This window comes from Streptomyces luteireticuli (assembly GCF_041519305.1).
Lineage (GTDB): Bacteria > Actinomycetota > Actinomycetes > Streptomycetales > Streptomycetaceae > Streptomyces > Streptomyces luteireticuli.
This window is the reverse complement of sequence record NZ_CP167927.1, coordinates 4,103,787-4,128,124: the sequence shown is the minus strand read 5'-3', so window position 1 is coordinate 4,128,124 and position 24,338 is coordinate 4,103,787. Positions and strand designations below refer to the sequence as shown.

Here is a 24,338-nt window from a genome sequence, read left to right as displayed (position 1 = left end):
GTCGCCGCATGGGGTTCATTGGTTCCCCGATCGGGCCGAAAGGCCGCGTGACACCCATCACTTTGCCCGGACAAAGCGGACACCATCTTTGTGCACGCGTTCACAAAGACATAGCCTGCATACGACGGGGCGGTCCTGGGACGAGGCGCCGCCTGCAGCCCCGCTCTACCCGCAGGAGCACCGTGGCAACTGGCCGAACTCACCGACCGGCGACCCGAAGCCGAGGGATTCCCGAGGCCACCGTCGCCCGGCTACCGCTGTATCTGCGTGCGCTGACCGCGCTCTCCGAGCGCTCGGTCCCCACGGTCTCCTCCGAGGAGCTCGCGGCCGCGGCGGGCGTCAACTCCGCCAAGCTCCGCAAGGACTTCAGCTACCTCGGCTCGTACGGCACCCGCGGGGTCGGCTACGACGTCGAGTACCTCGTCTACCAGATCTCCCGCGAGCTCGGCCTGACCCAGGACTGGCCGGTCGTCATCGTCGGCATCGGCAACCTCGGCGCGGCCCTCGCCAATTACGGCGGCTTCGCCTCCCGCGGCTTCCGCGTCGCGGCCCTGATCGACGCCGACCCCGCGATGGCGGGCAAGCCGGTGGCCGGGCTGCCGGTGCGCCACACCGATGAACTCGAGGAGATCATCAGCGAGAACGGCGTCTCCATCGGCGTCATCGCGACCCCGGCCGGCGCCGCCCAGCAGGTCTGCGACCGCCTGGTGGCCGCCGGGATCACCTCGATCCTCAACTTCGCGCCCACCGTGCTCTCCGTGCCCGACGGCGTGGACGTGCGCAAGGTCGACCTGTCGATCGAGCTCCAGATCCTCGCCTTCCACGAGCAGCGCAAGGCCGGCGAGGAGACCGCCGCCGTGCGCCGCACCGGTACGGCCGGCCGGCCCGCCGCGGCGGCCCGCGAGGGCCGGAAGGGACCCGACGGGGACGTCCCCGCCGTGATGCCGGCATGAGCCTTCTGGTCGTCGGACTGAGCCACCGCAGCGCGCCGGTGAGCGTGCTGGAGCGGGCCGCCCTCACCCCGCAGGCGAGGGCCGCGCTGGTGCACGACGTCCTCGCGGCCGAACCGGCCACCGAGGCGGCCGTGCTCGCCACCTGCAACCGCATCGAGCTCTACGCCGACGTGGACAAGTTCCACGCCGGCGTCGCCGAGCTGTCCACCCTGCTCGCCCGGCACACGGGCGTCGGCCTGGACGAGCTCACCCCGCACCTCTACGTGCACTACGAGGACCGCGCCGTCCACCACCTCTTCTCGGTGGCCTGCGGCCTGGACTCGATGGTCGTCGGCGAGGGCCAGATCCTCGGCCAGATCAAGGACGCGCTCGCCCTCGGCCAGGAGCTGCACACCGCCGGCCGGCTGCTGAACGACCTCTTCCAGCAGGCGCTGCGGGTCGGCAAGCGGGCGCACAGCGAGACCGGGATCGACAAGGCCGGCCAGTCCCTCGTCACCTTCGGCCTGGAGCAGCTGGCCCGGGGCGCCGAGGTCACCGGCTGGGCGGCGGGCAAGCGCGCCCTGGTCATCGGCGCCGGCTCGATGTCCTCGCTCGCCGCGGCCACGCTCGCCCGCGCCGGAGTGGCCCATGTGGCCGTCGCCAACCGGACGTTGGAGCGGGCCGAGCGGCTGGCGCAGATCCTTACGGAGCCGGGCGCGGGGACGAAGGTCACCGCCGGTGCCGTCGAGATGAGCCTGCTCCACGAGGAGCTGGCGCTCGCCGACATCGTCGTCTCCTGTACGGGCGCCACGGGCCTGGTCCTGACCGCCGAGGCGGTCACCGCCGCGCTCGCGGGCACCGTCTGCCCGGTCGACGCCGACTGCGCGGAGGCCTCCGGCGTCCGCCTCGCCCTGCTCGACCTCGCCATGCCGCGCGACATCGACGCCGCCGTCCACGGCATCGACGGCGCGCACCTGGTGGACATCGAGGCCCTGGCCGAGGCGTCCGCGGACGCGCCGATGGCGGCGGACGTCGACCAGGTCCGCACCATCGTCTCCGACGAGGTCGCCGCCTTCGGCGCCGCCCAGCGCGCCGCCCACATCACCCCCACCGTGGTCGCCCTGCGCACCATGGCCGCGGACGTGGTCGCCGGCGAGATCGCCCGGCTCGACGGCCGGCTGCCCGGGCTGGACGACAAGCAGCGGGCCGAGATCACCCAGACCGTACGCCGTGTCGTCGACAAGCTCCTGCACGCGCCCACCGTGCGCGTCAAGGAGCTGGCCTCCACCCCCGGCGGCGCCGGTTACGCCGACGCGCTGCGGGAGCTCTTCGACCTCGACCCGCAGGCCGTCGCGGCCGTCAGCCGGGCCGACAGCACACGGCTCGCCACCGAGAACAACGCACGGGAGTCGGCATGAACGGCAATCCCTCCACCCCGCTGCGCCTGGGCACCCGGCGCAGTCAGCTGGCCATGGCCCAGTCCGGCCAGGTCGCCGAGGCGGTGCGCCGGGTGACCGGCCGGCCGGTCGAGCTGGTGGAGATCACCACCTACGGCGATGTCTCGCGCGAGCACCTCGCGCAGATCGGCGGCACCGGCGTCTTCGTCTCCGCGCTGCGCGACGCGCTGCTCGCGGGCGGGATCGACTTCGCCGTGCACTCGCTCAAGGACCTGCCGACCGCCCAGCCGGACGACCTCGCCCTGGCCGCGATCCCGCCCCGCGAGGACCCGCGCGACGCGCTGGTCGCCCGCGACGGGCTGACCTTCGAGGAACTTCCCGACGGGGCCCGGGTCGGCACCGGCTCGCCGCGCCGCATGGCCCAGCTCAACGCCTGGGCCCGCGCGCTCGGGAAGCGGATCGAGACCGTCCCGATCCGGGGCAACATCGACACCCGGCTCGGCTTTGTGACGAAGGGCGAGCTGGACGCCGTCGTCCTGGCCGCCGCGGGCCTGAACCGGATCGGCCGCGCCGACCGGGTCACCCAGTTCCTGGAGCCCGACACCGTTTTGCCCGCCCCCGGCCAGGGGGCCCTGGCGATCGAGTGCACCGCGGAGAACGCGTCGCTCGTCGCCGCGCTCGCACAGCTCGACGACCCGCACACCCGGGCCGCCGTGACCGCCGAGCGTTCCCTGCTCGCCGCCCTGGAGGCCGGCTGCTCCGCACCCGTGGGTGCGCTGGCCGACTTGTTGGAAGACGAGCAGGCTGTCACCGAGATGCGCCTGCGCGGCGTCGTCGGCAGCACCGACGGCACCACGCTGGTGCAGCTGTCCACCACCGGTCCCGTACCCGCGTCGGCAGACGACGCACTGGCCCTCGGCCGCGAACTCGCGGCGGAGATGCTGGACAAGGGTGCGGCCGGTCTGATGGGGGAGCGAGCACTTTGAACCCCACCGCCCCGAACCACCCCGCACCCGGGCACGTCACCTTCCTCGGTGCGGGCCCCGGAGACCCGGGACTGCTGACGCTGCGCGCCGTGGAGGCGCTGGCGGCCGCCGACGTCCTGGTGGCCGATCCGCAAGTGCTGGATGTGGTGCGTGCGCATGCCCGCCCGCAGGTGGACATGCCTGCGCAGACGGTTGCTGACGAGTCGTCACGGGCCGCCGACATCCCGGTGCTCCGGGACACCGCCAATCTTGTCATGTCGGCCGCGCGCGGCGGCAAGCGGGTCGTGCGTGCGGTCCTCGGCGACCCCGGCCTCGACGGCAACGCCGCCGAGGAGATGCTCGCCTGCGCCGCCGAGGGCATCACCTTCGAGGTGGTCCCCGGCATCGCCACCGCCGTCGGCGTGCCCGCCTACGCCGGTGTCCCGCTGCGCGACGGCAAGGGCACGGACGTGCGCTTCGTCGACGCCCGCAGCGCCACGGACACCTGCTGGTCCGAGGCCGGCGCCAGCGAGGCCACGGTCGTGGTGACGACCACCCTCGACGCGGTGGCCGCGGCCGCCGGCGAGCTGGTCTCCGCCGGCCGCAAGCCGGACACCCCGCTGAGCGTCACCGTCGCCGGCACCACCACCCGCCAGCGCACCTGGACCGCCACCCTCGGCAGCATCGCCCAGGTCCTCAAGGCCGCCAAGGTGCTGCCGTCGCCCGACGGCGGCCAGCCGGTGATAGCCGTGGTCGGCGAGCGCAGCGCGGCCGAGCGGCGGGAGCCGCTGTCGTGGTTCGAGTCCAAGCCGCTCTTCGGCTGGAACGTCCTCGTGCCGCGCACCAAGGAGCAGGCCGCCTCGCTCTCCGACCAGCTCCGCTCCTACGGCGCCGTGCCGCACGAGGTGCCCACCATCGCCGTCGAACCGCCGCGCACCCCGCAGCAGATGGAGCGCGCGGTCAAGGGCCTGGTCACCGGCCGCTACGAGTGGATCGCCTTCACCTCCGTGAACGCGGTCAAGGCGGTGCGGGAGAAGTTCGAGGAGTACGGGCTCGACGCCCGGGCCTTCGCCGGCATCAAGGTCGCGGCCGTCGGCGAGCAGACCGCCAGGTCGCTGATCGAGTTCGGCGTCAAGCCGGACCTGGTGCCGAGCGGCGAGCAGTCGGCCGCCGGGCTGCTGGAGGACTGGCCGCCCTACGACCCGGTCTTCGACCCGATCGACCGCGTCTTCCTGCCGCGCGCCGACATCGCCACCGAGACCCTGGTGGCCGGCCTGATCGAGCTGGGCTGGGAGGTGGACGACGTCACGGCCTACCGGACCGTGCGCGCCTCGCCGCCGCCGGCCGAGACCCGCGAGGCGATCAAGGGCGGCGGCTTCGACGCCGTGCTCTTCACCTCCTCGTCCACCGTGCGGAACCTGGTCGGCATCGCCGGCAAGCCGCACAACGTCACCGTCATCGCCTGCATCGGCCCCGCCACCGCGAAGACCGCGGAGGAACACGGCCTGCGGGTGGACGTGCTGTCGCCCGAGCCCTCGGTGCACAAGCTCGCCGAGGCGCTCGCGGAGTTCGGGGCCGCGCGGCGCGACGCCGCGGTCGAGGCCGGTGATCCGGTCACGCGCCCGAGCGAGCGACGGCCCGGATCGCGTAGAAGGGCACGTAGTTGAGCACGTACGGATCATTTCCGGCCAGCCGTCCGCGGCGGCTGCGGACCATCCCGGCCATGCGCCGCATGGTCGCCGAACACCGCCTGCACCCGGCGGAGTTGATCCTTCCCGCCTTCGTGCGGGAGGGCATCGCCGAGCCGGTGCCGGTCTCCTCGATGCCGGGCGTCGTCCAGCACACGCGGGACACGCTGCGCAAGGCCGCCGTGGAGGCGGTCGAGGCCGGCCTCGGCGGGATCATGCTCTTCGGCGTCCCCGAGCACAAGGACGCGACGGGCAGCGGGGGGACGGACCCCGACGGCATCCTCCAGGTCGCGATCCGCGACGTGAAGGCCGAGGTCGGGGACGAGCTCATCGTCATGTCCGACCTGTGCCTGGACGAGTTCACGGACCACGGGCACTGCGGCGTCCTGGATTCCGAGGGCCGGGTCGACAACGACGCGACGCTGGAGCGGTACGCGGAGATGGCGCGCGTCCAGGCCGACGCCGGCGTCCATGTCGTGGGCCCCAGCGGGATGATGGACGGCCAGGTCGGCGTCGTCCGCGCCGCGCTGGACGCGGCCGGGCACCAGGACGTTTCCATCCTCGCCTACACGGCGAAGTACTCGTCCGCCTTCTACGGGCCGTTCCGCGAGGCGGTGGCCTCGTCGCTGAGCGGCGACCGCAAGACCTACCAGCAGGACCCGGCCAACGCCCGGGAATCCCTGCGGGAGTTGGCGCTCGACCTCGCGGAGGGCGCGGACATGGTGATGGTGAAGCCGGCGCTGCCGTACCTCGATGTGCTCCATCGGGTGGCGGAGTCGGTGGATGTGCCGGTGGCGGCGTATCAGATCTCGGGTGAGTACGCGATGGTCGAGGCGGCGGCGGCGAATGGCTGGATCGATCGCGAGCGTGCGATCGAGGAGACGCTGACCAGCATCAAGCGGGCGGGTGCGAACATGATCCTCACGTACTGGGCGACGGAGTTCGCGCGGCGCTTGCGCTGACGCGCTAGGGGTGCCCCGGTCCCGCCCTTTCACCGTTTCTTCCGGGGGAGACCCCCGGGCCCCCATTCGCCCTTCGGGCGAAGTCCTCAAACGCCGGACGGGCTGAAATTCAGCCCGTCCGGCGTTTGAGGACGAACGCGGCGCAGCCGCGTTGCCCCCGCGCGGCAGCGCGGCGAGAAACGGTGAAAGGGCGGGACCGGGGCAAAACCCCTCCCCGGGCGCACCCACCGCGCCCGTTTAAACCTCCCGTGTCACCCACATAGGTCGTCTCTCGTCGAATCCGGGCAGTCCCGGCACGGGCAAACCGAACATGACTACCGTGCGTGGCAGACCGCTCACTCTACGGAGGCGTGCATGAGTCATGAGAGCCCCGAGCCCGATCTTGCCGACGACTGGGAGTACACGCTCCAGGTTCCCTCCGACCCGATGGCGCCGTGCATCGCCCGGCGCACCCTGCGCACCATCCTCGAGGAGCACGGGTTCCTCGAACTGGCCGATACAGCCGAGCTGTTGACCTCGGAGCTGGTCACCAACGCCTACCGGTACTCCGACGGGCCCGCCTCGGTGCGGGTGCGGCGGGAGGGGGACCGGGTGCGGGTCGCCGTGTGGGACACCAATCCGCGGCTGCCCGTGCTCGACCGGGTGCCGTCGGCGCACGGGCCGGACGACGAGGCCGAGCGGGGCAGGGGGCTCGGCCTCGTCCAGCGGTGCGCGGACAGCTGGGGCGGGTTCGCGCTGCGCGACCAACCCCAGGGACTGGTGGGGAAGTTGATCTGGTTCGAGCTCGGAGCGGCCGCGGTCCGGTGACTAGAGGCGCTCGGGGGTGCGGATGCCCAGCAGGGACATGCCCTGGCGCAGCGTGCGGGCGGTGAGGTCGCAGAGGAAGAGGCGGTTCTCCACCAGTTCGGTGGACTCGGCCTTGAGGACGGGGCACTGGTCGTAGAACGCCGTGTACAGCGAGGCCAGCTGGTACAGGTAGCCGGCCAGCTTGTGCGGCGCGTACTCCTCGGCGGCCTCCGCGACCGTCGCGGCGAACTGGTCGAGGTGCAGGCCCAGCGCCCGCTCGGCCGGGGCCAGGGCGAGCTCCGGGTGCGCCACGGGCCCGGACTCACCGGCCTCGCGGGCCTTGCGCAGGATCGACTGGATCCGGGCGTAGGCGTACTGGAGATAGACGGACGTGTCGCCGTTGAGCGAGACCATCTGGTCCAGGTCGAACTTGTAGTCGCGGGCCGCCGAGGTGGACAGGTCCGCGTACTTCACCGCGCCGATGCCGACCTGGGCGCCGCGCTCGGCGATCTCCTCCTCGCCGAGGTCGCGGGCCTTGTCGCGGACGATCGCCGAGGCCCGGTCGATCGCCTCGTCGAGCAGGTCCACCAGGCGGACGGTCTCGCCCTCGCGGGTCTTGAACGGCTTGCCGTCCTTGCCCAGGACGGTGCCGAAGCCCAGCTGCACGGCCTTGACGTCGTCGGTCAGCCAGCCGGCCCGGCGGGCGGTCTCGAAGACCATCTTGAAGTGCAGGGACTGCCGGACGTCCACCACGTACAGCAGGGTGTCGGCCTTGAGGTTGAAGACGCGGTCGCGGATCGCGGACAGGTCGGTCGCCGCGTAGCCGAAGCCGCCGTCGGACTTCTGCACGATCAGCGGGACCGGGTTGCCCTCCGGGCCCTTGACGTCGTCGAAGAAGACGCAGAGCGCGCCCTCCGAGCGGACCGCGACGCCGGACTCCTCCAGCATGCGGCAGGTCTCGGCGAGCATGTCGTTGTAGCCGGACTCGCCGACGATGTCCTCGTCGCGGATCTCCACGTCGAGCTTGTCGAAGACCGAGTAGAAGTAGATCTTCGACTCGTCCACGAACCGCTGCCAGAGGGCGAGGGTCTCCTCGTCGCCCGCCTGGAGGTCCACGACCCGGCGCCGGGCCCGCGCCTTGAACGCGTCGTCGGCGTCGAAGAGCGAACGGGAGGCCTTGTAGAGCCGGTTGAGGTTGGACATGGCCTCCTCGCCGGAGACCTCGCCCTCGGCCTTGTGGTCCAGCTCGTGCGGGTGCTCGATCAGGTACTGGATGAGCATGCCGAACTGGGTGCCCCAGTCGCCGATGTGGTGGCGGCTGACGACCTTCTCGCCGGTGAACTCCAGGATCCTGACGACCGAGTTGCCGATCACCGAGTTCCGCAGGTGGCCGACGTGCATCTCCTTGGCCACGTTCGGCTGGGCCCAGTCGATGACGGTGGTGCCGGGGTGCTCCTTGACGGGGACGCCCAGGCGGTCGTCCGCGGCGCGCGCGGCCAGCGTGTTCGTGATCGCCGCGTCGGTCACGGTGATGTTGAGGAAGCCGGGGCCGGAGACCTCGACGTCGGCGATCAGGTCGCCGGCGGGCAGCCCGTCCACGACCTTGCCGGCCAGCTCGCGGGGGTTCCCCTTGAGCTTCTTCGCCAGCGCCAGCATCCCGTTGGCCTGGAAGTCCGCCCGGTCGCTCCGTCGCAGCAGCGGGTCGGCGGCGCCGGCCTCCGGCAGGGCGGCCGAGAGCGCGTCCGCGATGCGCCGGTTGAGCGTGGAAGCGAGGGAGGGGACCAGAGCCATGGGGTGCGTGCCATTCCGGTAGGCGGCAGTTTTCGGTGCCCATCGAGTATCCCACGCGCCTATCACGGGCCTCATGCGCGTTTTCGTCCCGCGCTTTCGTCCCCGCCGGGCAACCAGGTGGCCCCCTGTGCCGTCTGGGACAATGGTCATGCCAGACCGTAAGGAAGGAAGTGCCGTGGCTCAGGCTCAGAGCACCGAGGCCGACTGGGTCTCCCGTTTCGCCGACGAGGTCATCGCCGAGGGCGAGCGCCGGGCTCCCGGCAAACCGATCGTCGTCGCCTCCGGCCTGTCGCCCTCCGGCCCGATCCACCTGGGCAACCTGCGCGAGGTCATGACCCCGCACCTGGTCGCCGACGAGATCCGCCGCCGTGGCCACGAGGTCAGGCACCTGATCTCCTGGGACGACTACGACCGCTACCGCAAGGTCCCGGCCGGCGTCCCCGGCATCGACGAGTCGTGGGCCGAGCACATCGGCAAGCCGCTGACCTCCGTCCCGGCCCCGGCCGGCTCCGCGTACCCGAACTGGGCCGAGCACTTCAAGGCCGCCATGGTCGAGGCGCTCGCCGAGCTGGGCGTCGAGTACGACCCGATCAGCCAGACCGAGCAGTACACCTCGGGCGTCTACCGCGAGCAGATCCTGCACGCGATGAAGCACCGCGGCGAGATCGACGCGATCCTCGACCAGTACCGGACGAAGGACAAGGCGACCGGCAAGCCGAAGCAGAAGCAGCAGAAGCCGGTCGACGAGGCCGAGCTGGAGGCCGCCGAGGGCTCCGGCGCGGCCGCCGAGGACGACGGCAGCGCGGGCGGCTCGTACTTCCCGTACAAGCCGTACTGCGGCGCCTGCGAGCGCGACCTCACCACCGTCACCGCGTACGACGACGAGTCCACCGAGCTCGCCTACACCTGCGTCTGCGGCCACACCGAGACCGTCCTGCTCAGCGAGTTCAACCGCGGCAAGCTGGTCTGGAAGGTCGACTGGCCGATGCGCTGGGCCTACGAGGGCGTGATCTTCGAGCCCTCCGGCGTGGACCACTCCTCGCCCGGCTCCTCCTTCGTCGTCGGCGGCCAGATCGTCCGCAAGGTCTTCGCCGGCGAGCAGCCGATCGGCCCGATGTACGCCTTCGTCGGCATCAGCGGCATGGCCAAGATGTCGTCGTCGAAGGGCGGGGTCCCGACCCCGGGCGACGCGCTGAAGATCATGGAGGCGCCGCTGCTGCGCTGGCTCTACGCCCGCCGCAAGCCCAACCAGTCCTTCAAGATCGCCTTCGACCAGGAGATCCAGCGGCTCTACGACGAGTGGGACAAGCTGGAGGCCAAGGTCGCCGAGGGCACCGCGCTGCCGGCCGACGCCGCCGCGCACGCCCGCGCCGCCCGCACCGCCGCCGGCGAGCTGCCCCGCACGCCCCGCCCGCTGCCCTACCGCACGCTCGCCTCGGTCGTCGACATCACCGCCGGCCACGACGAGCAGACCCTGCGGATCCTCGCCGACCTGGACCCGGCGAACCCGGTTACCTCGCTGGAGGAGACCCGCCCGCGCCTGGACCGCGCCGAGCACTGGATCAACACCCAGGTCCCGGCCGAGCAGCGCACCATCGTCCGCGAGGAGCCCGACACCGAGGCGCTCGCCGCGCTCGACGAGCAGGCCCGCGAGTCCCTGCGGCTGCTGCTCGACGGGCTGGAGACGCACTGGTCGCTCGACGGCCTGACCACCCTGGTCTACGGTGTGCCCAAGATCCAGGCCGGTCTGGACCCGGAGGCCAAGCCGACCCCCGAGCTCAAGGTCGCCCAGCGCTCGTTCTTCGCGCTGCTCTACCAGCTCCTCGTCGGCCGCGACACCGGCCCGCGCCTGCCCACGCTGCTGCTCGCGGTGGGGGCGGACCGGGTGCGCAAGCTCCTGGCCGGCTGACCGACGGAGTGACCGAAGGGCCCGCCTCCCCTCGGGGAGGCGGGCCCTTCGGCGCGTCCAGCTACTTCTTGTTGGCGGCGGCGACCGCGGCCACCGCCTCCTTGGCCGCGCCCTGCGCGTCCTTCGACACGTCGGAGACGTCGGGCGCCTTCGCACCCTCCAGGCCCGCGCCGCTGTACTTCAGCGTCACCACCACATTGGCCGTCCGGGTGATGACCGTCGCGTTGTGGTACTCGACGCCCTTCTGGTCCTTGGTCGTCGTCGTCACCGTGGACGCCCAGTCGCCGATGCCGCTCGCCGGCTGGCTCTTGACGTCCTTCGGGGAGTCCTCCGCCATGGCCTTCTTGACCTGCTGCTCGGCGAACTCCTGGGCCCGCTTGTCGGCCGAGCCCAGGGCCGGCTCCGAACTCAGGCCGTTGTACTGGAGGTTGAGGGCCCGGTACTGGATGTCGTCGGCCTTCTCGTCGTTGAGGCCCCACCAGAAGCAGCTGCCGGTGAGCGCCTTGCCCGCCTTGTCCTTCACCTTCGGGACCAGATCCTCGACCGTCTTGGCCGGGAGCGCCTTGCAGGTGTCGGGCAGCTTCGGATACTTCGCCGCGGCCAGCGACGGCGTGGCCGAGGGCTTCGCCGAGGCGGCGGCGGACGGCGTGCTCTCGCTCTTCTTCCCGCCCCCCGAATCGGAGCAGCCCGCGACGAGCACCATCGGTACTGCGGCGCAGGCGAGGATTCGGGCGAGTCGCGGGGCTGTTCGTCGGTGCATGGGTCCTTCGCTCAATCGATGCGGGGCCGGACAGGATCTCCTCGCACGGTACGCGGCCCGGCCGGAATGGAGGGGGTACTCGCCGGGCTAGTTGCCGAAGTGACCGGCGTCGATCTCCCGGGCCAGGCCGTGCGCCTTGCCCTGGAGGTCCTGGCTGCCGGGCACATGCTGCCGGTCCGCGCTGCCCTGCGAGTACGCGATGGTGACCAGCACGTTCGCCGAGCGGAAGACGATCGTGACGTCCCGGTGCACATCCGTCCCGCCGGAGACCAGCTTGTCGTCGACGTACGCGTCGTCGCCCACGTCGTCCAGGACCCGCGAGCCCAGCTCGGGCCCGTTCGAGGGCGGGGCGGGGGCGGAGGGGGAGGCGGTGCCGGCGGGGCGGGAGGACGCGCCCGTCGTCTTCGGGTCGTTCCTGCCCTTCTTGTCCTTGTCCTTCGCGTCCTTCTTGTCTTTGGCGTCCTTGTCCTTCGCGTCCGGCGGGGACGAGGAGGGCGGTGCGGTGGAGGGGGCGGACGAGGCCGCCGGGATGCGGGCGGCCGCGGCCCGCTCCGCGTAGAGCGCCTGCGCCCGGTCCTCGTCGCTGACGCCCGCCTGGTAGGAGACCACGCGCTCGAAGTCGACCGAGAGGTGGCGGGTGTCGTCCGGGGTCTTCCAGCGGCAGCCGACGCGGCGGTCCGCGTCGTAGGTGAGCGTGGCCTGGCCCTTGAACGCCCGGTCGGCGTCCTGGCCGGCGTCGTCGTCGCCCTCGTCGATGCCGGGGAGCAGGCGGCGCAGGGTCTCGTGGCCCACATAGCCGCAGGGCTCGGGGAGGCTGTGGTACTTGCCGGGCTCGGCGGCGGGCGCCGTGGCCCCGCCGGGGCCCGGTTTGGGGTCGTCGTCCCCGCCGCCGGTCCCCGAGCCCCCGCCGCACCCCGTGAGGCCGGCCGCGAGCACGGCGGCGGCCAGTGCGGCTGCCGGTGCGTACGCCCTCCGCTGCACTGTTCCGAGGCTCCCTTCCGCCCGCTCCCGGGCGAAAACTGGTTGCTGCGGCTGGGTGGCCGCTGGACACAATGTGTACCGCACGCGCCGCCGCACCGCTGGTCCGCTGTCGTGAATCAGCGCATTGATCCGGCTTTTGCGTTTTTTGCGCTATCGCACTTTTTGACTCACCTTTTGGGGGAATGGGGAAGACATGTCGTTCACCGAGCTGCCCGGTGCCCGGGTGCCGATCCGCATGTGGGCGGATCCGGCCACCGTCGAGGACGTCGCCATGCAGCAACTGCGCAACGTCGCGACGCTGCCCTGGATCGAGGGCCTCGCGGTGATGCCCGACGTCCACTTCGGCAAGGGGGCCACCGTCGGCTCGGTGATCGCCATGCGCGGAGCGGTGTGCCCGGCGGCGGTGGGCGTCGACATCGGCTGCGGGATGTCCGCGGTGAAGACGTCGCTGACGGCGAACGACCTGCCGGGCGACCTGTCCCGGCTGCGCTCGGAGGTCGAGCGCGCCATCCCCGTCGGCTTCGCCATGCACGACGACGCGGTGGACCCGCGCCGGCTGCACGGGCTGCCGACGGCGGGGTGGGACGACTTCTGGGGGCGGTTCGACGGGGTCGCGGAAGCAGTCAAATTCCGTCAGGGTCGAGCACTGAAGCAGATGGGAACGCTTGGAAGCGGAAATCATTTCGTCGAAATTTGCCTTGATGAGGCAGGTTCTGTCTGGTTGATGCTCCACTCCGGTTCCCGGAACATCGGCAAGGAACTGGCCGAGTACCACATCGGCGAGGCCCGCAAGCTCTCGCACAACCAGAACATCGTCGACCGCGACCTGGCGGTCTTCCTCGCGGGCACTCCGCAGATGGACGCCTACCGGCACGACCTCTTCTGGGCCCAGGAGTACGCGCGGCACAACCGCGAGATCATGATGGCCCTGCTCAAGGACGTGATCCGCAAGGAGTTCAAAAAGGCCCGGCCGATGTTCGAGCCGGTGATCTCCTGCCACCACAACTATGTGGCGGAGGAGACCTACGAGGGTGTCGACCTGCTGGTCACACGGAAGGGCGCGATCCGCGCGGGCGGTGGCGAGTACGGGATCATTCCCGGCTCGATGGGCACGGGTTCGTACATCGTGCGGGGCCTGGGCAACGAGGCGTCCTTCAACTCGGCGTCCCACGGCGCCGGTCGGCGGATGAGCCGGAACCAGGCGAAGAAGCGGTTCTCCGAGCGGGACCTGGCGGATCAGACGCGGGGCGTCGAGTGCCGCAAGGACCGCGGGGTCGTGGACGAGATCCCGGCCGCGTACAAGCCGATCGAGCAGGTCATGGAGCAGCAGCGGGATCTCGTCGAGGTGGTGGCGAAGCTGAAGCAGGTCGTCTGCGTCAAGGGGTGACGACGGCTACTTCCGGCGCAGCCGCATGCGGCGGAGCTGGCACGCCTGTACGGATCGACCGAGTTGTTCGGCAACTCCGGGGAGGGAAGTCGCCGCGAGCAGGATTTGGTCTTCCCACTGTGTCCAGCTCCGTCGCTGCCGGGGTGGGCTCATGTGGGAGGGGCGTACCCAGGCGGCCACCTGTTCCGCAGCCGAGCGCTTGCGTTCCAGGGCCAGGCATCCTCGGTAGTAGAGGTGGTCGGCCAGTGAAACGCCGGTCTCGCGCAGGTATATGAGGTTGTAGGCGCCGTCCCGGGCGTTCCGGCTGGTCAGTTTGTGAATGCCGAGCGTGAGCTTGGTGTAGCGGCACAGGTACGTTGCGATGGCGGTGCTCGTCGTGGCCAGGCTGACGAAGGGCAGCCCGTCGGCAGTGAACCCCACGGCTCCGTCCGCGTCGATGATGCCGCGCAGGTAGTCGCGCCGGGAGAACGGAACGCGCGGGGGAGCGATCCGCGTTGACTTTTTTCCGCACGGAATTCCGAGCTCGATGAGGCGGTTGCGCGCTTCCAGGGAGCACAAGGTCCAGATGGCACTCCGGTGCTTCTCGGAAAAGTTGGTCGCCCTCGTGCGTTCACTGAGGGTGCTCTTGTAGGGGCACAGCTCTTGAAATGCCCGGAGTATGTCGATGTCACGATGGCTGATCTCGACCTGGAGCTTTCCTCTCCGGCCGGCGCCGGCTGACAGATGCCCGTCGGCCTGCAAAAAGCCGAACATGTAGGCCCAGCGCGGAACTTCGAGATCCATGAACGTCATGGAGCGATGGTCGGCCGACCGCGGCGGCCCTCGTGCGGGAACGAGAAGGCGTCACCCGAACTGGCGGCGTTCAAACGTCTGTTATGCGTTGCGCGGCGTGGATGCGGCACCTGCCGACGGAAAGGGCCGGGGGCTCCGCCCCGGCCCTTGAAACGCCGTGCTCCCAGGCCGCGTCCTGCGGGTATCGGCGTCGAAGCCGGTGACGCACAGCGCGGGGTCAGTCCCCGGAAGTCTCGCGGTGGACCTTGTAGTTGCTCGCCTGGGCGCGGGGGCGGAGGACCAGGAGGTCGACGTTGACGTGCGGCGGCCGGGTGACCGCCCAGGTGATCGTCTCCGCGACGTCCTCGGCCGTCAGTGGTTCGGCGACGCCCGCGTAGACGGCCGCGGCCCGGTCCTCGTCGCCGCGGAAGCGGTTGAGCGCGAACTCGTCGGTCCTGACCATGCCGGGGGCGATCTCGATGACGCGGACCGGCAGGCCGTTGAGCTCCAGGCGCAGGGTCTCGGCCATGACATGGGCGCCGTGCTTGGCGGCGACGTAGCCGCCGCCGCCCTCGTAGGTGGCGAGGCCGGCGGTGGAGGAGACGATCACGACCGTGCCGGGGGAGGTCTTCCACAGGGGGAGCAGCGCCTGGGTCACATGGAGCGCGCCGAGGACGTTGACCTCGTACATGGCCCGCCAGTCGGCGGGGTCGGCGGTGGCGACGGGGTCGGTGCCCAGTGCTCCGCCCGCGTTGTTGACGAGCACCTCGACGGGGCCGAGGTCGTCGAGGAAGAGGGCGAAGACGTCGACGGCGGCGCGGTCGGTGACGTCGAGCTCGTAGGCGACCGCCTGGTGCCCGGCCCCGGTGAGCTCGGCGGCCAGGGCGTCGATGCGGTCCTTCCGGCGGGCGGTGAGGACGACGCGGTAGCCGGCGGCGGCCAGGCCGCGGGCGGTGGCGGCGCCGATGCCGCTGCTCGCACCGGTGATCACTGCGGTGGGGGTGGTGCCGTGCATGGGGTCTCCTAACGCCCGCGTGGCGCGTACATGATCAAAGCTACCCCGGCGAGACAGACCGCCGCGCCCAGCACGTCGTAGCGGTCGGGCCGGTATCCGTCGGCGACCATGCCCCAGGCCAGCGAGCCGGCGACGAAGACGCCGCCGTACGCCGCGAGGACCCGGCCGAAGTGCGCGTCGGCCTGGAGGGTGGCGACGAAGCCGTACGCGCCGAGGGCGACGATCCCGGCGCCGATCCAGGCCCAGCCCCTCCCGCCTGAAGAATCGCTGCCGCGCACGCCCTGCCAGACGAGCCAGGCGCCGCCGATCTCCAGGACGGCGGCGAGCAGGAAGAGGGCGATGGAGCGGATGACGGTCACGGCCACACCAGGCAGTACGGCTGGTGGCCCGCCTCGTGGAGGCGGTGCGAGAAGTCCTGCCACTCGTGGAGCAGCCGGTAGACGGTGAAGGCGTCGCGCGGGCCGCCCCGGTCGGGGACGGTGGACCAGATGAAGGCGGCGGCGCCCACGGACTCCTCGCCGATGCCGCGCAGCGGGTCGACCACGGTCATGGGGAGCTTGACGACGGCGTAGTCGGGGTGGAGGACGACCAGTTCGAGCGGGGGGACCTTGTGCAGGGGTATGCCCTCGATGCCGGTGAGGACCATCGCGGCGACCGTCTCGGGCTTGATGCGGGTGAACATCCCGCCCATGCCGAGCTCGTCCCCGCCGAGTTCCTCGGGGCGCATGGAGATGGGCACGCGCGCGGCGGTGGCCCCGTTGGGCGCCCCGAAGTACTTGTAGGTCACCCCCATCCGGCCACTCCTGCTCGTGCTGCCGCTCCCGCCCTCGCCGCCGGTCCGCCCGGGACCGTCGTTGCGGGGCTGTTCCTTCCGCCGGTGCCGGCCCCCGCGGGGCGGCCGGGCTCGCTCGGGGCCGAGGTCGTCGGTGCCCTCGCCCAGTCCGCCACCGCGATGCATATCTCCACCCGATCGCTTTTTTACGCAGCACAGCCCCCGCCGCGCAACCCGATCATCGTCTCAGACACCTCCCCCGTCGAGAGCGCGCGAAACGCCCGGACACGAGTGCCCACGGGGCTCTGAGAGCATGGGTGGCGTGAGCTACCCCTCCCGGCCCCCAGTGTCCCAGACGCGCGGGGGCTGACACCCGGCCGACAGCCGAGCCGGTCCCACAAGCCGGGGCGCGCGGCCACCGTCGCCGACGACGTCCCTCCCTACGTCATCCGCAGGCAGGAACAGAGTGCCTTATCCATATGAAGCCCCAGTGTCCCAGACGCTCTTCGAGCGCGCGGCGGTCGTGACCCCCGGTGGCGTGAACTCTCCGGTACGCGCGTTCCGCGCCGTGGGCGGAACGCCCCGGTTCATGGTCTCCGGCACCGGCCCGTACCTCACGGACGCGGACGGCCGGGAGTACGTGGACCTGGTGTGCTCCTGGGGACCGATGATTCTCGGCCATGCTCATCCCGAGGTGATCGCGGCCGTCCAGGAGGCCGTCTCCCGCGGCACCTCCTTCGGCACCCCCGGCGAGGGCGAGGTCGCCCTCGCGGAGGAGATCGTCGCCCGGGTCGCCCCGGTCGAGCAGGTGCGCCTGGTGTCGTCCGGCACCGAGGCGACGATGTCCGCGATCCGGCTCGCCCGCGGCTTCACCGGCCGCGCCAAGGTGATCAAGTTCGCCGGCTGCTACCACGGCCACGTGGACGCGCTGCTGGCCGCGGCCGGCTCCGGCGTGGCCACCTTCGGCCTGCCGGACACCCCGGGCGTCACCGGCGCGCAGGCCGGCGACACGATCGTCCTGCCGTACAACGACCTGGAGTCGGTGCACGAGGCGTTCCACCGCTACCCGGGCGAGATCGCCTGTGTGATCACCGAGGCGTCGCCGGGCAACATGGGCGTCGTCCCGCCGGCCCCCGGCTTCAACGAGGGGCTGAAGCAGGCGTGCGCCAAGAACGGCGCGCTGTTCATCTCCGACGAGGTCATGACCGGCTTCCGCGTCTCGAAGTCCGGCTGGTACGGCATCGACGGCGTCACCCCGGACCTGATGACCTTCGGCAAGGTCATGGGCGGCGGCTTCCCGGCCGCGGCCTTCGGCGGCCGCGCCGACGTGATGGCGCACCTGGCCCCGGCGGGCCCGGTCTACCAGGCCGGCACGCTCTCCGGTAACCCGGTCGCCACCGCGGCCGGTCTGGCCCAGCTGCGGCTGCTGGACGACGCGGCGTACGAGAAGGTGGACGCGGTCTCGCTGCGGGTCCGCTCGCTGGTGACCGAGGCGCTGGCGAAGGAGGGGGTGGCCCACCGCCTCCAGACCGCCGGGAACATGTTCTCCGTCTTCTTCACCGACCGTGAGGTGACGGACTACGAACTGGCCAAGGGGCAGCAGGCGTTCCGCTACACCGCCTTCTTCCACTCGATGCTGGCGCAGGGCGTCTACCTGCCGCCGTCGGCGTTCGAGTCGTGGTTCGTCTCGGCGACCCACGACGACGCGGCGATCGAGCGGATCGCGGCGGCGCTGCCGGCGGCGGCGCGGGCGGCGGCCGAGGCCGAGGAGGCGAAGTGAGCAGCAGCGAGAAGGACATCACCGTCGTCCATCTGATGCGCCACGGCGAGGTGCACAACCCGGAGGGCGTGCTCTACGGGCGCCGGCCCGGCTACCACCTCTCCGATCTGGGGCGGGAGATGGCCGACCGGGTGGCCGAGCATCTGGCCGGGCGGGACATCACCCATGTGGTGGCCTCCCCGCTGGAGCGCGCGCAGGAGACCGCGACGCCGATCGCCAAGGCGCACGGGCTGGACCTGGCGACGGACGAGCGGCTGATCGAGGCGGAGAACGTCTTCGAGGGCAAGACCTTCGGCGTGGGCGACGGCGCGCTGCGCAAGCCGGCCAACTGGAAGTACCTGACGAACCCGTTCCGCCCGTCGTGGGGCGAGCCGTACATCGAGCAGGTCGTGCGGATGATGGGCGCGCTGAATGCGGCGCGGGACGCGGCCCGCGGCCACGAGGCGGTGTGCGTGAGCCACCAGCTGCCGATCTGGATCGTGCGCAGCTTCGTCGAGCGGCGCCGGCTGTGGCACGACCCGCGCAAGCGGCAGTGCACCCTGGCCAGCCTGACGACCTTCACCTACCGCGGCGACAAAATCGTTTCGGTCGGGTACAGCGAGCCGGCGCGGGACCTGGTCCCGGCCCATCTGCTGGCGGGCGCCAAGCCGGTCAAGGGCGGCTCCAAGGCGTTCGGCGCCTGACGCCTCAAAGGGCCTTGGGGGTCCCGCTTCCGCCGTAAGCCAACGCGCCCCCGCCCCCGACGTCGTCTTATATGGACGACAGGGGGCGGGGGCGCTGCGACGACGAGCGGAGGCCGCGCATGCGGGACACGGGCATAGGCCGGCGGGGCCTCCTGGGCGCGGCGCTGGCCCTGGGCGCCGCGGGCTGCGGACTCACCTCCGAGGCCGATCCGGTGGTGGTCCGGGCGAAGACGATGGCCAAGGCCCGGCCGATCGGGGACGGCTCGACGGCGGACGCGGGCCCGCAGCCCCTGCAGCCCCCGCCGCCCGAACGGCTGGAACCGGGGCAGAAGCCGCCGCAGTTCGTCGTCTTCTCCTGGGACGGGGCGGGCGAGATAGGCAACGGCCTCTTCCCCCGCTTCCGGAAGCTCGCCCGCGACCACGGCGCGCGGATGACCTTCTTCCTCACCGGCCTCTACTGCCTGCCCGAGTCCCGTAAAACCCTCTACCGGCCGCCCAACAACCGGCCCGGCGCCTCCGCCATCGGCTACCTCGCCGACGACCACATCCGCGAGACGCTGCGGAACGTGCGCGAGGCGTGGCTGGAGGGACACGAGATAGGCACCCACTTCAACGGGCACTTCTGCTCGGGCCCCGGTTCGGTGGCCCGGTGGACGCCCGCGCAGTGGGAGGAGGAGATCGCGCAGGCCGTCTCCTTCGTCACCTCGTGGCGGACGAACACCGGGTTCACCGACCTCGAACCGCTGCCCTTCGACTACCGCAAGGAGCTCGTCGGCGCCCGCGCCCCCTGTCTGCTCGGCCAGGAGAACCTGCTGCCCGCGGCGGCCCGGCTCGGCTGGCGGTACGACGCGAGCTCCCCGGGCGCGCGCCAGGTCTGGCCGCGGAAGCGGATGGGGGTCTGGGACTTCCCGCTGCAGCTGATACCCCTGCCGGGGCGCTCCTTCGAGCTGCTGTCGATGGACTACAACCTGCTCGCCAACCAGTCCCGCAACTCCACCAAGGCCCCGCCGGTCCACTACCCCGGCTGGCGGCGGCAGGCCACGGAGGCGTACCTGGCCGGGTTCCGGCGCGCGTACGAGACCAACCGGGCGCCGTTCTTCGTCGGCAACCACTTCGAGCAGTGGAACGGCGGGATCTATATGGACGCCGTCGAGGAGGCGATCAAACGCATCGCCGACGAGAAGCGCGGCGACGTGCGGCTCGTCTCCTTCCGGCAGCTGTGCGACTGGCTCGACGCGCAGGACCCGGCGGTCCTGGAGGGGCTGCGGCGGCTGAAGGCCGGGCAGAAGTGGGCGCCTATCGGCTGAACATCGGCGTTGTCATCGGTGTTGTCCGGGGCGAGGGGGGCGCGCAAGATCCCGGAAATCGCCATGCGAAACTTTTCACATGAGTGCCTGCCGCGCCAACCGACGCAATCGAAACCGACGTCATACCACTGTTGCGGCCATCGGCGCCGCCCTCTCCGCCCTGGCCCTGAGCGCCTGTGGCTCGGGGGGCAGTTCGGGCGGCGGCGGTGAGACCCAGTTCGTGCAGGGCAAGGGCGGGGTCGACGTCGTCAAGGACAAGGGCAGCCGGCAGGACGCTCCGGAGCTGTCGGGCAAGACGCTCCAGGACGAGGAGCTCAACGCCACCGAGAAGTTCAAGGGCAAGGTCATCGTCTTCAACGTCTGGGGCTCGTGGTGCGCGCCCTGCCGTGCCGAGGCGAAGGGGCTGGGCAAGGTCGCCCGGGAGTACAAGGACAAGGGCGTCGAGTTCGTCGGCCTGAACACCCGGGACCCCAACCCGGCCCCGGCCAAGGCGTTCGAGAAGCAGTTCGACGTCCCGTACCCGAGCCTCTTCGACTCGGCGGGGAAGCTGATGCTCCGCTTCCCCAAGGGCAGCCTCAACCCGCAGGCCATCCCGTCCACGATCTTCATCGACCGCGAGGGGAAGATCGCCGCGCGGGCCATCAGGCCGGTGACCGAGGACGAGCTGCGCAAGACCCTCGACCCGCTGGTCGCGGAGAAGTGACGCCGTGACCCCCGCGTCGATCACTCTCGCAGCCGCCGACGGCATGAACCACACCGTGCTCTCCGGAGCGCTGATCATGGCCCTGCCCGTCGCGCTGCTCGGCGGGCTGGTCTCCTTCTTCTCCCCGTGCGTCCTGCCGCTCGTGCCGGGCTATCTGTCGTACGTCACGGGGGCGGGCGGCGCGGACCTGGCGAAGGTCAAGCGCGGACGGATGCTGCTGGGCTCCTCGCTGTTCGTGCTGGGGTTCAGCGCCGTGCTGGTCTCCGGCGGGGCGCTCTTCGGCTACTTCGGGCAGACACTGCAGGAGTACAAGGAAACGATCTCCGTGGTCCTGGGGATCGTGATGATCGTGCTGGGCCTGGTCTTCATGGGCCTGCTGAACCGATTCGGTCAGCGGGACGTGCGCTTCCGGGTGAAGACCTCGATGGGTCTCCTGGGCGCGCCCCTGCTGGGCATCGGGTTCGGCGTCGGCTGGACGCCGTGCATCGGCCCCACCCTGGCGTCCGTCAACGCCCTCAACGCCTACGACGCGAGCGCGACGCGCGGAGCGCTGCTGACGCTCGCCTACTGCCTCGGCCTCGGCCTGCCCTTCATCGTGGCGGCCCTCGCCTTCCGCCGGGCGCTCGGCGCCTTCGGCTGGGTCAAGAAGCACTACGCATGGGTCATGCGGATCGGCGGTGGCATGCTCGTCGCCGTCGGCCTGCTCCTGGTCACCGGTGCGTGGGACTACCTCGTCCAGGATCTGCAGACGTGGACGAGCGAATACAACCCCGGGATCTGATCGATGTCCAAGACTGAAAGCACCCCCGCACCCGAGGCCCCCGGGGCCCCCGGGCCATCCGAGGCCTCCGAGGAGGAGGCGGCGGGAGCCCGGATGTCCACGGCGCCCGTCGAGGAGACGGGGCAGTCCGTCCCCGGCTCGTTCGGCGGCGTCCGCAAACCCGGTGCCCTGGGGTGGCTGGCCTGGACCGGCCGGGAGATCACCGGCTGGCTGCGCTGGTTCTGGCGGCAGCTGACCTCGATGCGGGTCGCGCTGATCCTCCTGCTGCTGCTCTCGCTCGCGACCATCCCCGGCTCGCTGATCCCGCAGACCAGTGTCGACTCGATGAAGGCCGACGCCTGGAAAGAGGCGCACAAGACGCTGACGCCGGTCTACGAGAAGCTCCAGCTCTTCCACGTCTACAGCTCGGTGTGGTTCTCCGCGATCTACATCCTGCTGTTCGTCTCGCTGATCGGCTGCATCGTCCCGCGCACCTGGCAGTTCGTCGGCCAGCTGCGCGCCCGCCCGCCGAAGGCGCCGCACCGCTTCAACCGGCTCCCGGCGCACACCGGCTGGAAGACGGACGCCGACCCCGAGCAGGTGCTGGCGGCGGCGCAGAAGGTGCTCAAGCGCAAGTGGTTCCGGACGACCGTGGACGGCAACGCCGTCGCGGCCGAGAAGGGCTATCTGCGCGAGGCGGGCAACCTGCTCTTCCACGTCTCGCTGATCGTGATGCTGGTGGCCTTCGCCTCCGCGCAGCTGTGGAAGTACGAGGGCGGCAAGCTCGTCGTCGAGGGCGACGGCTTCTCCAACACCCTCACCCAGTACGACGACTTCAAGTCCGGCTCCTTCTTCGCGTCGGACGACCTCCCGCCCTTCGGCTTCACGCTCAACGGCTTCAGCGGGAGCTACGAGCGCACCGGCCCGCAGAAGGGCAGCCCGCGCGACTACCGGGCGCACGTGACGTACTGGAACGGCTCCGACGGCGAGAAGCACGACACCACCATCAAGGTGAACGAGCCGCTGGAGATCGGCGGTTCCAAGGTCTACCTCCAGGGCCACGGCTACGCGCCCAAGGTCACCGTCCGCGACGGCAAGGGCAACATCGCCTACTCGGGCGCGGTGGCCTCACTGCCGCTGGACAACAACGTCACCGAGACGACCGTGCTCAAGGTGCCGGACTACCTGGACAAGGACGGGAAGACGGACCAGCTGGGCTTCACCGGCATGTTCGTCCCGACCTTCGACCCGCGGTCCGGGTCGATGTTCTCCCAGTTCCCGGCCCTGGACAATCCGGTGCTGGTGCTCACCGCCTACCGCGGCTTCCTCGGCATCGACTCGGGCGTGCCGCAGAGCGTCTACAAGCTCGACACCTCCAAGATGGAGCAGTTCAAGGAGGGGGGCCGGCCGTACAAGCGGGCGCTCAGGCCGGGCGAGAAGCTGACCCTCCCCAACGGCGCGGGCACCCTGACCTTCGACGGCATCAGCAGCTGGGCCACCTTCCAGATCTCCCACAAGCCCGGTGACGGCCCGGCGCTGGCCGGTGCCGTCGCCGCGATCGTGGGCGTGGCCCTGTCGCTGTTCATCCAGCGCCGCCGGGTGTGGGTGCGCGCCGTCCGCGGCGCCGACGGGCGTACCGTCGTGGAGCTGGGCGGCCTCGGCCGCAGCGAGTCGGCGAAGGTGCCCGAGGAGCTCGCGGACATCGCCGTCGCCCTGCAGCCCGACGCACCTCCCGTCGCCGACGAGGACTCGAAGGAGCCCGCCGACGAGCCGGAACGACCTGCCGAACCCTCCGAATCCTCCGAAGGAGCGCGCGCGTGAACCTCGCGGCGGCGGCCAACGAGAACCTGGCCCATACCAGCAATGTGCTGATCTATTCGGCGATGGCCGTCTACACCCTCGCCTTCCTCGCACACATCACGGAGTGGGTCTTCGGCAGCCGCAGTGCCGTCGGCCGCACTGCCGCGGCGATCACCTCGGAGGCGGGGCGGGCCGCGTCCGCCGTCACCGTCCAGGTGAAGAAGGCCGGCGGCGGCACGGCGGTGCTGGAGCGCCCCAAGGTCGTCACCCGGTCCGCCCCCGGCTCCCGGGCCGACGTCCCGGACGGCCCCGGCGCCGCCGGCACCAGCGAGAAGGGCGACCTCTACGGCCGCATCGCGATCTCGCTGACCGTGCTGTCCTTCGCCCTGCACGCGGGCGGGGTGCTCACCCGCGCCCTGTCGGTGGAGCGGGCGCCGTGGGGCAACATGTACGAGTTCTCGACCACCTTCGGCATGTGCGCCGTGGGCGTCTACCTCGGCCTGCTGGCGGCGAAGAAGAACGTCCGCTGGCTCGGCCTGCCGGTGGTGCTCACCATCCTGCTCGACCTGGGCCTGGCCGTCTCCGTCCTCTACACCGAGAGCGCCCAGCTCGTCCCCGCGCTGCACTCCTACTGGCTGTGGATCCACGTCTCCTGCGCGATCCTCTCCGGCGCCGCGCTCTACGTGGGTGCCGTCTCCACGTTCTTCTACCGCCTCCGTGACGGCTACGAGGTGCGGCTGGCGGCCGGCAAGACCGGCCCCGGCGTGCTGGAGAAGAAGTTCCGCGGCCTGTCCGCCGACGCCCCGCTCAGCATGCGCATGGGTGTCCGCATCCACATGGCGTACGACAACGCCCTGACCCGGCTGCCGGCCTCCGCCACGCTGGACAAGTTCGGCTACCGGATCAACGCGACCGTTTTCCCGCTGTGGACGTTCACGATCATCGCGGGCGCGATCTGGGCCGAGGCGGCGTGGGGCCGCTACTGGGGCTGGGACCCCAAGGAGGTCTGGTCCTTCATCACCTGGGTCGCCTACGCGTCGTATCTGCACGCGCGGGCCACGGCCGGCTGGAAGGGGCGCAAGGCGGCCTACCTCGCCCTGGCCGCGTTCGCCTGCTACATCTTCAACTACTACGGGGTCAACTTCCTCTTCGGCGGAAAGCACTCCTACTCCGGCGTCTGAGCCCTTGC

22 protein-coding genes are annotated in these 24,338 nt (G+C 71.1%); 15 read left to right on the top strand and 7 right to left on the bottom strand.

Annotated features, from left to right (window positions below; genetic code table 11):
- Positions 1-182 precede the first annotated feature (182 nt).
- The 6 genes from AB8735_RS18275 to AB8735_RS18250 all read left to right on the top strand — a co-directional run bounded on the left by AB8735_RS18275 (position 183) and on the right by AB8735_RS18250 (position 6,751).
- Positions 183-953, top strand: a complete 771-nt coding sequence (locus AB8735_RS18275; RefSeq protein ID WP_344031920.1) for a redox-sensing transcriptional repressor Rex — start codon at positions 183-185, stop codon at positions 951-953.
- Complete coding sequence (locus AB8735_RS18270) at positions 950-2,350, top strand: glutamyl-tRNA reductase (RefSeq protein WP_372408452.1); 1,401 nt, start codon at positions 950-952, stop codon at positions 2,348-2,350. Before AB8735_RS18275 ends, AB8735_RS18270 begins: the two co-directional genes overlap by 4 nt.
- On the top strand, positions 2,347-3,315 hold the full coding sequence (gene hemC, locus AB8735_RS18265) for a hydroxymethylbilane synthase (protein WP_372408450.1): 969 nt from the start codon (positions 2,347-2,349) through the stop codon (positions 3,313-3,315). The genes AB8735_RS18270 and hemC overlap by 4 nt, the downstream gene beginning before the upstream one ends.
- Entirely contained in the window at positions 3,312-4,961 is a 1,650-nt protein-coding gene (locus tag AB8735_RS18260) for a uroporphyrinogen-III synthase (RefSeq protein WP_344031913.1), read from the top strand. The genes hemC and AB8735_RS18260 overlap by 4 nt, the downstream gene beginning before the upstream one ends.
- Positions 4,958-5,944: a porphobilinogen synthase gene (gene hemB, locus AB8735_RS18255; RefSeq protein WP_372408448.1), complete on the top strand. Its 987-nt coding sequence runs from the start codon at positions 4,958-4,960 to the stop codon at positions 5,942-5,944. The genes AB8735_RS18260 and hemB overlap by 4 nt, the downstream gene beginning before the upstream one ends.
- Positions 5,945-6,298: 354 nt before the next feature.
- Positions 6,299-6,751, top strand: a complete 453-nt coding sequence (locus AB8735_RS18250) for an ATP-binding protein (protein ID WP_344031909.1) — start codon at positions 6,299-6,301, stop codon at positions 6,749-6,751.
- Here the strand turns inward: AB8735_RS18250 and argS are convergent, their stop codons facing one another.
- A complete protein-coding gene (gene argS / locus AB8735_RS18245; RefSeq protein WP_344031907.1) occupies positions 6,752-8,521 on the bottom strand; it encodes an arginine--tRNA ligase in 1,770 nt (589 codons plus the stop codon).
- Positions 8,522-8,696: 175 nt separating this feature from the next.
- Here argS and lysS point away from each other — a divergent pair, with 175 nt between their 5' ends.
- Complete coding sequence (gene lysS, locus AB8735_RS18240; RefSeq protein WP_372408446.1) at positions 8,697-10,430, top strand: lysine--tRNA ligase; 1,734 nt, start codon at positions 8,697-8,699, stop codon at positions 10,428-10,430.
- Positions 10,431-10,491: 61 nt separating this feature from the next.
- On the opposite strand, the gene AB8735_RS18235 is transcribed toward lysS, so the two are convergent.
- Both AB8735_RS18235 and AB8735_RS18230 read right to left on the bottom strand, forming a co-directional pair.
- Complete coding sequence (locus AB8735_RS18235) at positions 10,492-11,190, bottom strand: hypothetical protein (protein WP_344031903.1); 699 nt, start codon at positions 11,188-11,190, stop codon at positions 10,492-10,494.
- A gap of 87 nt (positions 11,191-11,277) precedes the next feature.
- On the bottom strand, positions 11,278-12,171 hold the full coding sequence (locus tag AB8735_RS18230; RefSeq protein WP_372408445.1) for a hypothetical protein: 894 nt from the start codon (positions 12,169-12,171) through the stop codon (positions 11,278-11,280).
- 193 nt (positions 12,172-12,364) lie between these two features.
- Between AB8735_RS18230 and AB8735_RS18225 the strand changes: the two genes are divergently transcribed.
- Entirely contained in the window at positions 12,365-13,558 is a 1,194-nt protein-coding gene (locus AB8735_RS18225; protein ID WP_372408444.1) for an RtcB family protein, read from the top strand.
- A 6-nt stretch (positions 13,559-13,564) separates the two neighbouring features.
- Here AB8735_RS18225 and AB8735_RS18220 read toward each other — a convergent pair whose 3' ends face one another.
- The 4 genes from AB8735_RS18220 to AB8735_RS18205 form a co-directional block, all read right to left on the bottom strand.
- On the bottom strand, positions 13,565-14,350 hold the full coding sequence (locus AB8735_RS18220) for an LAGLIDADG family homing endonuclease (protein WP_372408443.1): 786 nt from the start codon (positions 14,348-14,350) through the stop codon (positions 13,565-13,567).
- A gap of 217 nt (positions 14,351-14,567) precedes the next feature.
- A complete protein-coding gene (locus AB8735_RS18215) occupies positions 14,568-15,344 on the bottom strand; it encodes an SDR family oxidoreductase (RefSeq protein ID WP_372408442.1) in 777 nt (258 codons plus the stop codon).
- 8 nt (positions 15,345-15,352) lie between these two features.
- A complete protein-coding gene (locus tag AB8735_RS18210; protein ID WP_344031895.1) occupies positions 15,353-15,703 on the bottom strand; it encodes a YnfA family protein in 351 nt (116 codons plus the stop codon).
- Complete coding sequence (locus AB8735_RS18205; protein WP_344031893.1) at positions 15,700-16,302, bottom strand: hypothetical protein; 603 nt, start codon at positions 16,300-16,302, stop codon at positions 15,700-15,702. The genes AB8735_RS18210 and AB8735_RS18205 overlap by 4 nt, the downstream gene beginning before the upstream one ends.
- 280 nt (positions 16,303-16,582) lie before the next feature.
- On the opposite strand from AB8735_RS18205, the gene hemL reads away from it, so the two are divergent.
- The 7 genes from hemL (at position 16,583) to ccsB (ending at position 24,330) form a co-directional block, all read left to right on the top strand.
- The gene (hemL, locus tag AB8735_RS18200; RefSeq protein WP_372408441.1) at positions 16,583-17,896 is read left to right on the top strand and encodes a glutamate-1-semialdehyde 2,1-aminomutase; all 1,314 of its coding nucleotides are present in this window, start codon (positions 16,583-16,585) and stop codon (positions 17,894-17,896) included.
- Between the two features lie 35 nt (positions 17,897-17,931).
- Positions 17,932-18,579, top strand: a complete 648-nt coding sequence (locus AB8735_RS18195; RefSeq protein WP_344031940.1) for a histidine phosphatase family protein — start codon at positions 17,932-17,934, stop codon at positions 18,577-18,579.
- A 119-nt stretch (positions 18,580-18,698) separates the two neighbouring features.
- Positions 18,699-19,886 (top strand): hypothetical protein, encoded by a 1,188-nt coding sequence (locus AB8735_RS18190; protein WP_372411870.1) that lies wholly within the window; start codon positions 18,699-18,701, stop codon positions 19,884-19,886.
- A gap of 79 nt (positions 19,887-19,965) precedes the next feature.
- Positions 19,966-20,589, top strand: coding sequence for a TlpA disulfide reductase family protein (locus AB8735_RS18185; RefSeq protein ID WP_344031886.1), 624 nt, complete (start codon positions 19,966-19,968; stop codon positions 20,587-20,589).
- Between the two features lie 43 nt (positions 20,590-20,632).
- Complete coding sequence (locus AB8735_RS18180; protein WP_344031938.1) at positions 20,633-21,370, top strand: cytochrome c biogenesis CcdA family protein; 738 nt, start codon at positions 20,633-20,635, stop codon at positions 21,368-21,370.
- Positions 21,371-21,373: 3 nt separating this feature from the next.
- Positions 21,374-23,170 carry a cytochrome c biogenesis protein ResB gene (locus tag AB8735_RS18175; RefSeq protein WP_372408440.1) on the top strand — a complete coding sequence of 599 codons (1,797 nt, stop codon included), beginning with the start codon at positions 21,374-21,376 and terminating at the stop codon, positions 23,168-23,170.
- Positions 23,167-24,330, top strand: a complete 1,164-nt coding sequence (gene ccsB, locus AB8735_RS18170; protein WP_344031883.1) for a c-type cytochrome biogenesis protein CcsB — start codon at positions 23,167-23,169, stop codon at positions 24,328-24,330. Before AB8735_RS18175 ends, ccsB begins: the two co-directional genes overlap by 4 nt.
- The last annotated feature ends 8 nt before the right edge of the window (positions 24,331-24,338 follow it).